This is a genomic window from Nigerium sp. (assembly GCF_039811905.1).
Lineage (GTDB): Bacteria > Actinomycetota > Actinomycetes > Propionibacteriales > Propionibacteriaceae > Propioniciclava.
Map to the genome: position 1 here is coordinate 1 of NZ_JBDHZL010000080.1, position 12,286 is coordinate 12,286.

At 71.6% G+C, this 12,286-nt stretch carries 12 protein-coding genes; 4 read left to right on the forward strand and 8 right to left on the reverse strand.

Features of this window, described 5'->3' with window-relative positions; all coding sequences use genetic code 11:
• Positions 1–178 precede the first annotated feature (178 nt).
• Positions 179–1,699, forward strand: a complete 1,521-nt coding sequence (locus WMJ97_RS11595; RefSeq protein ID WP_347349155.1) for an FGGY family carbohydrate kinase — start codon at positions 179–181, stop codon at positions 1,697–1,699.
• Between the two features lie 57 nt (positions 1,700–1,756).
• Here the strand turns inward: WMJ97_RS11595 and WMJ97_RS11600 are convergent, their stop codons facing one another.
• From WMJ97_RS11600 to WMJ97_RS11610, 3 genes are all read right to left on the reverse strand, one after another.
• Positions 1,757–3,118: a sn-glycerol-1-phosphate dehydrogenase gene (locus tag WMJ97_RS11600; protein WP_347349156.1), complete on the reverse strand. Its 1,362-nt coding sequence runs from the start codon at positions 3,116–3,118 to the stop codon at positions 1,757–1,759.
• A gap of 261 nt (positions 3,119–3,379) precedes the next feature.
• On the reverse strand, positions 3,380–4,399 hold the full coding sequence (gene fbaA, locus WMJ97_RS11605; RefSeq protein WP_347349157.1) for a class II fructose-bisphosphate aldolase: 1,020 nt from the start codon (positions 4,397–4,399) through the stop codon (positions 3,380–3,382).
• 158 nt (positions 4,400–4,557) lie between these two features.
• Entirely contained in the window at positions 4,558–5,073 is a 516-nt protein-coding gene (locus WMJ97_RS11610; protein ID WP_347349158.1) for a hypothetical protein, read from the reverse strand.
• Positions 5,074–5,339: 266 nt separating this feature from the next.
• Here WMJ97_RS11610 and WMJ97_RS11615 point away from each other — a divergent pair, with 266 nt between their 5' ends.
• Entirely contained in the window at positions 5,340–6,851 is a 1,512-nt protein-coding gene (locus WMJ97_RS11615; protein ID WP_347349159.1) for an alanine/glycine:cation symporter family protein, read from the forward strand.
• A gap of 15 nt (positions 6,852–6,866) precedes the next feature.
• On the opposite strand, the gene WMJ97_RS11620 is transcribed toward WMJ97_RS11615, so the two are convergent.
• Positions 6,867–7,496, reverse strand: a complete 630-nt coding sequence (locus WMJ97_RS11620) for a TrmH family RNA methyltransferase (RefSeq protein WP_347349160.1) — start codon at positions 7,494–7,496, stop codon at positions 6,867–6,869.
• Between the two features lie 28 nt (positions 7,497–7,524).
• Here WMJ97_RS11620 and WMJ97_RS11625 point away from each other — a divergent pair, with 28 nt between their 5' ends.
• Together WMJ97_RS11625 and WMJ97_RS11630 are read left to right on the forward strand one after the other, a co-directional pair.
• Complete coding sequence (locus WMJ97_RS11625) at positions 7,525–8,220, forward strand: DedA family protein (RefSeq protein ID WP_347349161.1); 696 nt, start codon at positions 7,525–7,527, stop codon at positions 8,218–8,220.
• 13 nt (positions 8,221–8,233) lie between these two features.
• Positions 8,234–8,869: a GntR family transcriptional regulator gene (locus WMJ97_RS11630; protein ID WP_347349162.1), complete on the forward strand. Its 636-nt coding sequence runs from the start codon at positions 8,234–8,236 to the stop codon at positions 8,867–8,869.
• On the opposite strand, the gene WMJ97_RS11635 is transcribed toward WMJ97_RS11630, so the two are convergent.
• From WMJ97_RS11635 to pyrE, 4 genes are all read right to left on the reverse strand, one after another.
• Positions 8,866–9,657, reverse strand: a complete 792-nt coding sequence (locus tag WMJ97_RS11635; RefSeq protein ID WP_347349163.1) for a YwiC-like family protein — start codon at positions 9,655–9,657, stop codon at positions 8,866–8,868. The genes WMJ97_RS11630 and WMJ97_RS11635 overlap by 4 nt on opposite strands.
• Entirely contained in the window at positions 9,654–10,676 is a 1,023-nt protein-coding gene (locus WMJ97_RS11640) for a methyltransferase (protein ID WP_347349164.1), read from the reverse strand. The genes WMJ97_RS11635 and WMJ97_RS11640 overlap by 4 nt, the downstream gene beginning before the upstream one ends.
• A 4-nt stretch (positions 10,677–10,680) precedes the next feature.
• Positions 10,681–11,517 (reverse strand): LemA family protein, encoded by an 837-nt coding sequence (locus WMJ97_RS11645; RefSeq protein WP_347349165.1) that lies wholly within the window; start codon positions 11,515–11,517, stop codon positions 10,681–10,683.
• A gap of 88 nt (positions 11,518–11,605) precedes the next feature.
• Positions 11,606–12,148 carry an orotate phosphoribosyltransferase gene (pyrE, locus tag WMJ97_RS11650; protein ID WP_347349166.1) on the reverse strand — a complete coding sequence of 181 codons (543 nt, stop codon included), beginning with the start codon at positions 12,146–12,148 and terminating at the stop codon, positions 11,606–11,608.
• Positions 12,149–12,286: the final 138 nt, after the last annotated feature.

Here is a 12,286-nt window from a genome sequence, read left to right on the forward strand (position 1 = left end):
GGGGCGCGTCCATGGGGGCGGCGGGCGGCGTCCGGTGGGCGCGGACGACCGCGCCCCACCTGCCCGGGCGTCCGCACGTCCGTTCCGACGAGCCCACCGGACGCCCCCGCTGGCTAGGCTGATCATCTCATCGGGGTCCGCGAGGCGTCCCCGGCCCGCTGCACAAGGAGGCGCAGTCATGAGCTCAGAGCCGCTCGTCATCGCGGTCGATTCGTCCACGACCAGCACGAAGGCGATCGTGGTGGACGCCGACGGCCGCGTCCTCGCGCAGGGCAAATGCGACATCGAGATGAGCACGCCCGGCATCGACAAGTACGAACAGGACCCGCGCGCGTGGTGGTCGAGCACCAACACGGCCGTCGGGCAGGCCGTCGGCGCGCTGGACGCGTCCGAGCGGGCCCGCGTCGCCGCGATGAGCTGCACGATCCAGCGCCAGAGCTTCGCCCTGGTGGACGCCGACGGCGAGCCGGTCCGGCCCGGCATCCTCTGGCTCGACGGGCGCGCGCCCGCGCAGGTGCGCCGCCTCGGCACCGAGGAGCTGCACGCCAAGACCGGCTTCCAGCCCGACGTCACGCCGTCGATCTACAAGATCGCCTGGCTGAACGACCACGAGCCCGACAACGTCGCCAAGACCGCGAAGGTCGCGGGCGTCCACGCGTACCTGGCCCACGCGATGACCGGGCGCTGGGTCGACTCGCAGGCCGCCGCCGACTCCCTCGGCCTGTACGACATGGCCCGCCTCGACTTCGACGACGACGTCCTCGCCATGGTGGGGTTACGCCGCGACCAGTTGCCCGAGCTGGTCGAGCCGGGGGCGTCCCTGGGTGCGATCGACCCGACGATCCTGCGCGCGTGGGGGCTCGAGCAGAGCATCGAGTTGATCGCGTCGTGCGGCGACGGCCAGGCCGCGGGCCTGGGCTGCGGCGCGATCGGTCCCGACGAGGCCTACCTGAACATGGGCACGGCGCTGGTCGCGGGCGTCCACTCGCCCGAGTACCGCTACGCCGACGTCTACCGGACGGACGCCGCCGGCCTGCCCGACCAGTACGTCCTCGAGATCGTGCAGAACTCGGGCGCCTACCTGGCCGGCTGGTTCCGCAGCGAGCTGGGCCGGCCCGAGCTCAAGGGCGCGCCCGACCCCGACCTGGACGCCGCCGCCCAGGCCGTCGCCCCGGGCTGCGGCGGGCTGGTGACGCTCCCCTACTTCAACGCGGTGCAGTCGCCGTACTGGAACCCGATCGCGCGCGGCGCGATCGTCGGGCTGGCCGGCGTGCACGGGCGTCCGGAGCTGTACCGCTCGATCCTGGAGGCGCTGAGTCTGGAGATGGCCCGCAATCTGCGCGGGCTGCAGGACGACACGAAGACACCCCTGACGAGCGTCCGGGTGATGGGCGGCGGGCAGCGGAGCCCCTTGTGGCGGCAGATCATGACCGACTGCATCGGCGTCCCGCTGACCGCGTGCGAGCAGGACGAGATCTCCGCGATGGGGGCGGGCGTCCTGGCGATGGCCAGCACAGGCGTCGGCTCGATCGAGGAGTGCGCGAAACGCATGGCCAAGCTCGGCGACGTCAGCGAGCCGAACGCGGACGCCGTGGAGCTCTACGCCGAGCTCGCCGAGGTGCAGGGGCAGGTGTACTCCGGGCTGGAGCAGATCTTCGAGGCCCAGCATGCGTTCGCCGAGAAGCACCCGCTGGGCTGAGCAGGTGCGGGGTGGCCGCCCCCACGGGCAGCCACCCCACCCCGGCGTGCGTTCGGGCTAGTCGGCGGTCGGGTGATCGTGCCAGTAGCCGCCGGGCGCGAACAGCGACTCGACGACGTCGGCGAAGACGCCCAACTCCTGGAGGGTGTCGAACATCGTGTACCGGCTGCGGATCGTCTGCGCCTGGAAGTAGGTGAGCTTCAGCTTCTCCTGGTCGATGTCGAGCATGGACGGGTGATAGGGGCCGCCGGCGTCCTTGAGCATCTGGGCCGCCTCGGACGCCGTCACCAGCTGCGGGGTGATGCGCTCGATGATGCGCGGCCAGTGCTCCTTGATGAGCTCCACCCGCCCGCGGATGTTCTCGGGCTGCACGTACTTCGCCCGCGACTGCGCGAGCGCCGCCTCGCGGATCGCGTCGATCGACTGCAGCGCCTCGACGCGGGCGTCGTTGGCGGCCGGGTCGGGCCAGGCGGCGACGGCGGCGTCCACGTCGACGGAGTCGATGTCGAGGGCGAGCACCTTCTCGTACAGCGCGCACGCGGCGACCGTCCCGACGCCCACCTTGTTGCCGTGCGACAGCGGCGGCTCCCAGTCGAGGCCGTGGCCCTCCATCTCCCACTGGTGCGAGAAGTTGTGCCCCGCCCCGGACGCCGGCCGCGAGCTCTGGTGCGCCTGCATCGCGAGCCCCGACATCAGCAGCCCCTCAGCGAGCCCGCTGATCGCGGCCGGGTCGCCCGCGGCGCAGCCCTTCGGGTCGGCCAGGGCGCCGCGCAGCGTGTCTTGCACCAGGCCCCACACGTACTGGTCGACGGCCTCGATGCCCAGTTCGTCGGCGACCAGCCAGTCGGCCCCGCCCGGGATCTTCTCGATCAGGTCGCCGTACCCGGTCGCGGTCAGGCGCGGCGGCGCGGCCGCCATCACCCTCAGGTCGGCCACGAGCGCCGTCGGTGCCGGACAGTTGCGGGTGATCTTGAAGCCGTCGCGCGTGATGGACGCCCCGAACGCCGCGTAGCCGTCCATCGACGCCGCGGTGCACACGTTCATGTACGGACGTCCGAGCTCGCCCGAGGCGAGCTTGGTCAGGTCGTTCAGCGTTCCGGACGCCACCGAGCAGGCCACGGCATCCACCGTCTCCAGGTACTCGCGCAGCTTCGTGACGTTCTCGTAGCCGGCGTACAGCGTCGGCGTCCCCGGGAAGACGTAGCGGCCCTCGACGGCCACCCCCGCCCCCTCGAGCGACTGCTCAACCGCCTCGCCGGCGGCCGCCCACGTGTTCTCGTCGGCGACGAGCACGGCCTTCTTGCCCGGGAATTGCGCAGCGAACACGGCCCCGGTCTCGGCGACGACGCCGTCGCCGGCCACGATGGCCTTGGTGTCGGTGGCGGTCTCCAGCGCCTTCTGGATGAGGTCAGAGGTCACGGCCAATCCTTCCGCAGGGTTCTCCGGCTCACTCTAGGCCAGGGCCTGAGGACGCCGACAGGCCGCCCCCGCGCACGTTCGCCGAGGCCGCCTGGTCCCTCATGCACCGACGAGACCCACCCGGACGCCTCGGCCGGAGTCGGCCGCGGATCAGCCCCGCCATCCCGGCCCTGGACGCGGCGGAGCCCGCCACCCCGAGGGGCGGCGGGCTCCGGAGTCAGCGGGCCCGTGCGCGGCCGGGGCCGCGCGCGGGCGTCCGCATCACTCGTGCGTGCCGACCGAGCCGAGGTTCTGGCAGGCCTCGACGACGCGGGCGGACATGCCGGTCTCGGCGGCCTTGCCCCACTCGCGCGGGTCGTACTTCTTCTTGTTGCCGACCTCGCCGTCGATCTTCAGGACGCCGTCGTAGTTGCTCAGCATCCAGCCGGCGATCGGGCGGGTGAAGGCGTACTGGGTGTCGGTGTCGACGTTCATCTTGATGACGCCGTAGGACACCGCGTCCGCGATCTCCTGCTCGGTGGAGCCGGAGCCGCCGTGGAAGACCAGGTCGAACGGACGGTCGATGCCGTACTTCTTGCCGCAGGCGTCCTGGATCTCCTTGAGGATCTCCGGGCGCAGCTTCACGTGGCCCGGCTTGTAGGCGCCGTGCACGTTGCCGAAGGTGAGGGCGGTGATGTAGCGGCCCTTGTCGCCGGTGCCGAGCACCTCGAGGGTGCGCATGCCGTCCTCGACCGTGGTGTACAGCTTGTCGTTGATCTCGCCGGTGACGCCGTCTTCCTCGCCGCCGACCGCGCCGACCTCGATCTCGAGGATGATGTGCGCCTTCGACGTGCGGGAGAGCAGCTCCTCCGCAATCTGCAGGTTCTCCTCGACCTCGATGGCCGACCCGTCCCACATGTGGGAGTTGAACAGCGGATCCTCGCCGCGATCGACGCGCTCCTGGGAGATCGCGATCAGCGGGTTCACGTAGAGGTCCAGCTTCTCCTTCTGGCAGTGGTCGGTGTGCAGGGCGATGTTGACGTTGTACTGCTTCGCCACGACGTGCGCGTACTCGGCCAGCGCCGTCGCGCCGACGACCATGTTCTGCACCTTCTGGCCGGACAGGTAGAGCGCCCCGCCGGTCGAAATCTGGACGATGCCGTCGGACTCCGCCTCAGCGAAGCCGGCGATCGCCGCGTTCAGCGTCTGCGACGAGGTGACGTTGATCGCGGGGTAGGCGAAGTGCTTCTCCTTCGCGCGATCGATCATCGCGGCGTAGACGTCCGGGGTAGCAATAGGCATGTTCTCTCCTCAATGGGGTGACGTTCCCGCCCGCACTCGCCGCGGGCATCGCACCGAACGCGTCCCATTCTTCCAAAGTAGGCACTCCGGCGTCGATGTTTCGGCGCGCCTCAATCACGCCCGCGCACTGGGGCCCGCCCGATGGACGGGACACGGTCTCACAGATCGAGCGCCGTGAAGTCCACGTGGCAGCGGCCGCCGGACAGCGCCCGGACGCCCGCGTCGAGCGTGGCCGGCATGACCGTCAGGTAGTCCAGCGGGACCGAGAGCGGGGGCGCGCCCGCCGCCTCCACCACGAGCCGGTCGCTGCGCCCCCGGGCCGGGACGGCGGCCAGCCGGCCCACGGCGTCCCACGGCAGGAAGGCGTCCTCGACCTGCAGGCCCTCGCGGCCGAAGCCGAGCACGAACCCGTCGTGCACCGTCGTCAGCTCCTGCTTCGCGCGGCGCAGGTTCACCAGCGTGCGGACGAGCTGCCCCACCGGCAGCACGAGCCCGACCAGCAGGATCCACCACAGCCCGCCCAACTGGTCGCGGAAGAACCACCAGATCGCGAACGAGATGCCCACCGAGATCACCAGGGAGATGATGCGCGAGATCAGGAGCCGACGCTGCTGCGCGTGCCGCTGCACGGCGACCGCGCGGTCGTAGAACACCGGATAGTCGATCGCGCTCACGGACGCCAGCCTACCGGCTGGCCACCGCCCCTCCCCCGAGGACGCCGCCGGCGTCCGTCCGCGAGGGCCGGGCAGCGCGCCCGTCGCGCGCATGCCCAGGACGCCGTGGCGAAAACGCACCCGAGGGTCTGTTCACTAGGGACTCCGCCGCGTACAGTAGGGCGACAACTCGGGGAGGCGTCCCGCGCGGGCGGCGTCCGGGGAAGCAATCGGGGGGCCCGTCCGCCCCCGGTCCGAACGTCCGGCCCCGGCAAGGAGGGACCCCGATGCTCGATTCGATCGTCACGTGGCTCAACGAGATGCTGTGGAGCAACCCGATGATCATCCTGGTCCTGCTGGTCGGGGTGTTCTACACGGTGTGGCTCGCCGTCCCGCAGGTCCGCCGGATCGGCGACATGTTCAAGTTCCTGGTCGGCGGGGGCGACTCGTCGCAGGGCGTCTCGTCGTTCCAGTCGTTCTCGATGGCCCTCGGCGGGCGCGTCGGCGTCGGCAACATCGCCGGCGTCGCGACGGCCATCCACTACGGCGGCCCGGGCGCGATGTTCTGGATGTGGGTGACCGCGATCGTCGGCTCCGCCGTCGCCGTCATCGAGTCCTCGCTCGCCCAGGTGTGGAAGGAGGAGGTCAACGGCGAATACCGCGGCGGCCCCGCCTTCTACATCGAGAAGGGGCTGCGGTGGAAGTGGCTGGCCGTCATCTACGCCGTGGCCGGCATCTTCGCCTACACCGTGACGGGGCCGTCGATCCAGGCGTTCAACATCGCGACGTCGGCCGAGTCGGCGTGGGGCATCGACCCGCGCATCACCGGCGTCGTGATCGCCCTGCTGTTCTGCGCGGTCGTGTTCGGGGGCATGAAGCGCATCGGGGCGGTCTGCGGCATCGTCGTGCCGTTCATGGCGGTGGGCTACATCATCGTCGCGCTGGTGGTCGTCGCGATGCACGCGGAACACGTGCCCACGATGTTCCGGCTCATCTTCGCCGGGGCCTTCGGCCAGGACGCCCTGTTCGGCGGCATGCTCGGCGCGGTGATCATGTGGGGCGTCAAGCGGGCCATCTACTCGTCGGAGGCGGGCACCGGCTCGGGCGCGCAGGCGTCCGCGGCGGCCGAGGTCTCGCACCCGGTGAAGCAGGGCCTCGCGCAGGGCTTCTCCGTGTACGTCGACACCCTGTTCGTGTGCACGATGACGGGCCTGATGATCCTGGCGACCGACAGCTACAACGTCGAGGGTCCGGACGGCCAGATGATCGTCCAGTACGCGCCGGGTCTCGAGGCCGGGCCGGCGTACACGCAGGCGGCGATCGACACCTCGTTCCCCGGGTTCGGGTCGGCGTTCGTCGCCATCGCGATGTTCTTCTTCGCGTTCACGACCCTGTTGTCGTTCGGCTTCTACTCCGACACGAACGTGGCCTACCTGTTCCGGAACAGCCGGTGGGAGGTCCCGGTGAACAAGGTGGCGAAGGTGATCCTGGCCGCGTCGATCCTGCTCGGATCGTTCCGGTCGTCGGAGTTCGCCTGGGCGCTCGCCGACGTCGGCGTCGGGTTGTACACGTGGGTGAACCTGATCGCCCTCGTCCTGCTGGCGCGCGTCGGCGTCGCGGTGTATCGCGACTACGAGCGGCAGAGGCGCGCCGGCGTCGACCCGGTGTTCGATCCGGAGGCCGTCGGCATCACCAACGCGCCCCTGTGGAAAGCCATCGCCGAGCGGACGCGGTCGGCCCAGCAGGTGGGGTCGGGCTCCGGAGGCGGATCCTCACGAGGCTCGACGGCGGCGGAGTAACGGCGGACATCCGTCTCACGCCCAGCGGAGCGCCCAGTGGTACATGGCGATCGCGGCGGCGGCCCCGGCGTTGATCGAGCGGGTGGACCCGTACTGGCTGATCGCGACGACGCTCGCGCAGGCGTCCACGACCTCGTCAGTGAGCCCGGGGCCCTCCGAGCCGAAGATCAGGCAGCACCGCTCGGGCAACTCGGCGGTCTCCAGGGGCACCGAGCCCGGCAGGTTGTCGACGCCGACCGGCGTGACACCGGCGGCGTCCAGGTGCTCGAGCAGGCCGGCGACGGACTCGTGATGGTGCACGTGGAGGTAGCGGTCGGTGACCATCGCCCCGCGGCGGTTCCAGCGGCGGCGTCCGAGAATGTGGACGCCGGCCACGTTGAACGCGTTCGCCGTCCGGACGATCGACCCGATGTTGAAGTCGTGCTCCCAGTTCTGGATCGCGACGTGCAGCGGGTGGCGACGCGTGTCCAGGTCGGCGACGATCGCCTCCACGCTCCAGTAGCGGTACTGGTCGGCGACGTTGCGCCGGTCGCCGTCGGCGAGCAGCGCGGGGTCGAGGCGCGGGTCGTCCGGCCAGGGGCGCGGGTGCGGGCCGACGCCCGGGTTGCTCGTGGCAACCAGCGCGTCCTCTCCTAGGGTGTCCACGGGCCCGACGCTACCCTTGGGGACTGTGATGCTCGAACTCGCCCTCATCCCGCTGCTCCTGCCGGACTGGCTCGACCCCGCGGTGCTGATTCACAACCTCGGCAACTGGGCGCTGTGGGGCGTCGCCCTCATCATCTTCACCGAGTGCGCGATCTTCCCGGTGCTGCCGGGCGACTCGCTGCTGTTCACCGTCGGCATGTTCGTCGCGATGACGCCTCCGTCGATCACCTTCGGCACGCTGGACAAGCCGGCCGTGCTGGCGGTCTGCTGCGTCATCCTGACGATCGCGGCCGTGCTGGGCAACGTGGTCGGCTACTTCGTCGGCAAGTTCGTCTCGCCGTGGCTGTTCAAGCCGCGCGACAACTTCTTCGGCAAGATCTTCTCGGCCAAGCACCTGCTGCAGACGCAGAAGTTCTTCGAGCGCTACGGGGCGAAGGCCCTGGTGCTGGGCCGGTTCGTGCCGTTCGTGCGGACGTTCGTGACCATGGTCGCCGGCGCCGCCGGCATGAGCTTTCGCCACTTCATCACCTGGACGGCCCTGGGCGGCGTCATCTGGGCGACCGGCGTGACGGTCCTCGGCTACTTCCTCGGCACCGTCCCGTTCATCAGCCACAACATCGACGCGGTGCTCGTGCTGATCGTGCTCGTCTCCGTCCTGCCGATGGTCGCCGAGTACCTGCTCGAGAAGCGCCGCACCAAGGCCGCCGCCGAGCCGGAGGCCTGAGCGGGGCCCGGCGGTGCAGATCGACCGCACGTCGCCGCTGCCGTTCTACGCGCAGCTGAAGCAGATCCTGCTCGCCGACATCGCGGAGCGCGGGCTCGTCCCCGGGGACCGTTTCCGCAGCGACCACGAGATCGCCGACCGGTTCGGGGTCTCGCGCAGCGTCGTCCGGCAGGCGCTCGCCGAACTGGAGGCCGACGGCGTCATCGAGCGCAGCAAGGGCCGCGGCACGTTCATCGCCCGGCAGAAGGTCGGCGAAGGCCTCGCGCGCTCGCTGCGCGGGCTCCACGAGGACGCCGCCCTCCGCGGCTCGCAGGTCACGTCCACGGTGCTGCGGCAGGAGGTCGTGCCGGCGCCCCCGGCCGTCGGATCGCGGCTCGGGCTCGCGCAGGACGCCTCGGTCGTCGTCATCGAGCGGCTCCGCCGCCGACGGGGACCCGTGGGTGCACACGACGACGTGGCTGCCGTCGGCGCTGGTCCCGGGCCTGGAGACGTTCGTCGCCTACCACCGCGGCGACCGCAGCCGGTTCGACGTCGCGATCGGCGGCAGCCAGCCCGGCGTGGTCATGGTGCCCCACGCGACCGGCGAGGCGTCCGGGTAGCGACAGAGAGGACGCCTCGGGCGTCCGGATGCGCGGCTCGGCCGCGTTAGACCCCCACCGCGCCCAGGGCGACCAGCAGGACGACGCACAGCGCGATCTCGATCAGCCCCAACTGCATCGGACGCAGCCCCGGACGCCTCCGCGGCACCGCCCATGCACGGGCGACCGTCACGGCGAAGAACGCCGCCCACCACGCCGACGCCCACCCGGACGCCCACCCGAGGGCCGCGATCGCCAGCCAGGCGACGTGCCAGCCGACCGAGACGCGCGCGAACCGGGCGTTGCCGCGCTCCCGGATGTTCGACTTCACGTACAGCACCGTGCCCCCGAAGTAGCCGAAGACCAGCGCGGCGCAGGCCGCGGCGTCCGTCACCAGGGGGCTGCCCCAGGGCAGCCCGAGCGGGGACGTCCACCCGACGACCAGTACCAGCAGGGACGCCGCCGCCGTCGTCAGCAGGCCGCCGATCGTCGCCCGCTCCCGCCGGCGGGACGCCAGCCAGAGCGCGGGCACGAGCAGGCAGGCGTACACCGGCACCCAGGCGAGGACGGTCCACCCGGCCAACCAGAGGGTGACCAGGCCGAACGCCGCCGAGACCGCCGCGCACACCAGCAGGGGACGCCCCAGCCGCCCCCGCCGGGCGGGCGCGGCCTTCAGCCACGTGGACGCTGCGTTGAACGCGAAGTAGCCGGCCAGCCAGAAGCCGAACAGGGGGTACGCGAACGCCGGGACGCCCGCGCCGTCGTGCACGCGCACCAGCAGTCCCGCCAGGTACGGCACGACGAGCATCGCCCAGGCCCCGTGCTGCTTCGGCACCCACGCGGGCATGCGGCGGCTCATCGGGCGGTGGTCCGCGTGACCAGGTAGCTGCGGTCGCGGGCGACGATCTCGGAGGGCCCGACGTCGCGCCGCAGCCACCCGAGGTAGGGCAGGTGGGCGTTGAACACGAGCCACAGTTCGCCCCCAGGCACCAGGACGCGGCCCGCGTCGGCGATCATCGCCACCGTCGGAGTGGAGTCCTTGTCGGTGCCGCGGTGGAAGGGCGGGTTCGACACGATCAGGTCGGCGGAGGCGTCCGGGACGCCGGCGAGCCCGTCGTCGCGCCGCACCTCCACGGTGAGCCCGTTCTCGGACGCCGTCGCCGCGGCCGACGCGACGGCCGCGCGGGAGGCGTCCAGGGCCACCACCTCGTCGCCGGCGCGCGCCCGGGCCGCCGCGAGCACGCCCGTGCCGCACCCGAGGTCGATCGCGCGCCCGCGGCGCTCGTCGGGGAGGTTGCGCAGCAGCAGGCGCGTGCCCGCGTCCAGCGCGGTGGGGCTGAACGCGCCGCCGTGGGCGACGACGGTGAGGCCCCACTCGTCCAGCCGGTGCCGGCGCGGCCAACGCGCCGGCGTGGCGGTCGGGCCGGAGGCGTCCAGAACCCGGCACTTCTGCCGGCCCAGGCTCGCCCGGACGCCCGCGTACGAGCGCCCCAGCACCTCGTTCTGCGTCCGGGTCATGTGCTTCACGCGCCCGCCCGCGACCACGCGCGGCACCCCGGACGCGGCGAGCGCCTGGGCGTACTCCTCCAGCGCGCCCAGGGACTTCGGCAGGCGCAGCAGGGCGACGTCCACGCCGGCGAGGCCGGCGTCCAGGGAATCGAGCACCCGGACGCCCACCGGCAGCGCCCGCTCGTCGCGGACGTCGTCGCACACGGCACGCACGTCGTGCCCCGCGTCCAGGAGGGACGCCGCGAGCGCCCCCGCGCGGTCGTCGACGACCAGCACGGCAGCGCCCCTCGCCAGGGCGGCCTCATCGACGATGAGGGCCGCGACCGGGTCGAGGGGCGCGCGTGCGGACGAATGCTCGGGCCTGAGCACCGCGCTAGCTGGACGGCGGGGTGTAGCTGCCCTGCTGCGGGTTCTGCCCCTGCTGGCCCTGGCCGGGCTGCTGGTTGCCCTGGTTCGGCTGGGGCGCGTAGTTCGGCTGGTCGAACTGCTGGCCGGACGCCGGCTGGTTGTAGTCGCGGGCGTCGTAGGCCTGCGGGTTCGGCAGCGAGTCGCCGCGACCCTGCTCAACCTGGGGGGCCGACTCGCGCGGACGCTCCTGCTCACGATCGCCGCGGTAGCTGATCTCGCCGAAGTTCACGTCGGGGGCGCGGCGCACCTCGGGGTCGTTCACCTCGAAGTACGTGGCCTTCTCGAACTTGAACGTGTTCGCGATCATGTTGCTCGGCACCGACTCGATGCGCGTGTTGTAGTTGCGCACGTTCGCGTTGTAGAAGCGGCGGCCCGCGGCGATGCGGTCTTCGGTCTCGGTCAGCTCGCGCTGCAGCTCGAGGAAGTTCTGGTTGCTGCGCAGCTCGGGGTACGCCTCGACGCTCACCATCAGGTTGCGCACCGCGCCGGTGAGCTGAGCCTCGACGTTGGCGCGCTGCTCGCTCGGGATCTCACCGCCCTGGCTCGCCAGTTGCTGCGCCTGCGTGCGCAGCCGCGTGACCTCTTCGAGCGTGTTGCGCTCGTGGGCGGCGAACGCCCGCACGGTCTCGATCAGGTTGGGGATCAACTCGTAGCGGCGGTTCAGCTCGACGTCGACCTGACGCCACGACTCCTGAATCATGTTGCGCTGGCGTACGAAGCCGTTGTACGCGCTCAGCGCCCACACGCCGCCGGCGACGACGAGGACGACGAGGATCAGCAAGATGAAGCCGAAGACCTCCATGGGCGGGCTCTCCTTCGTTAGGTTGCGGGCCCCAGCCTAGTCGGCGCCGCGGCCAGCGACGACTCAGGACGCCGCCGCCCGGCCCGGATCAGGCCAAACCGAGATCGGTCAGGGAAAACGCCGCCCGGTACGCCAGGCCCTCGGCCTCGATCTTCTCGCGGGCGCCCGTGTCGCGGTCGACGATCACGGCGACCCCGACGATGTCGCCGCCCGCCTCGCGGACGGCCTCGACCGCGGTGAGCACCGACCCGCCGGTCGTGGAGGTGTCTTCGACGACCAGCACCGGACGCCCCGCGACCTCGGTGCCCTCGATGCGGCGCTGCAGGCCGTGAGACTTCGACTCCTTGCGCACCACGAACGCGTCGAGCCGCTCGCCCGCCGCGGCCCCCGCGTGCAGCATCGCCACCGCCACCGGGTCGGCGCCGAGCGTGAGGCCGCCCGCCGCCTCGAACTCCCAGTCGGAAGTCAGGTCGCGCATCACCCGGCCGACCAGGGGCGCCGCAGCCCCGTCGAGGGTGACGCGGCGGAGGTCGACGTAGTAGTCCGCCTCTTTCCCGGACGCCAGCGTCACCCGCCCCCGAACGACGGCCAGGTTCTTGATGTGCTCGACGAGTTCGCTGCGATCCGACATGGCCCGCAGCTTAGTCAAGGTCGCGCCGCTGGAGCGGGACGCCCGGGGCTGATCACGTTCTCGGACGCCCCCGGGCCAGCCGAGGTGATCGGCGCGTCGCCCGTGTCCGGGGCGGCCTGAAACGCTGCAGGCGTTTCG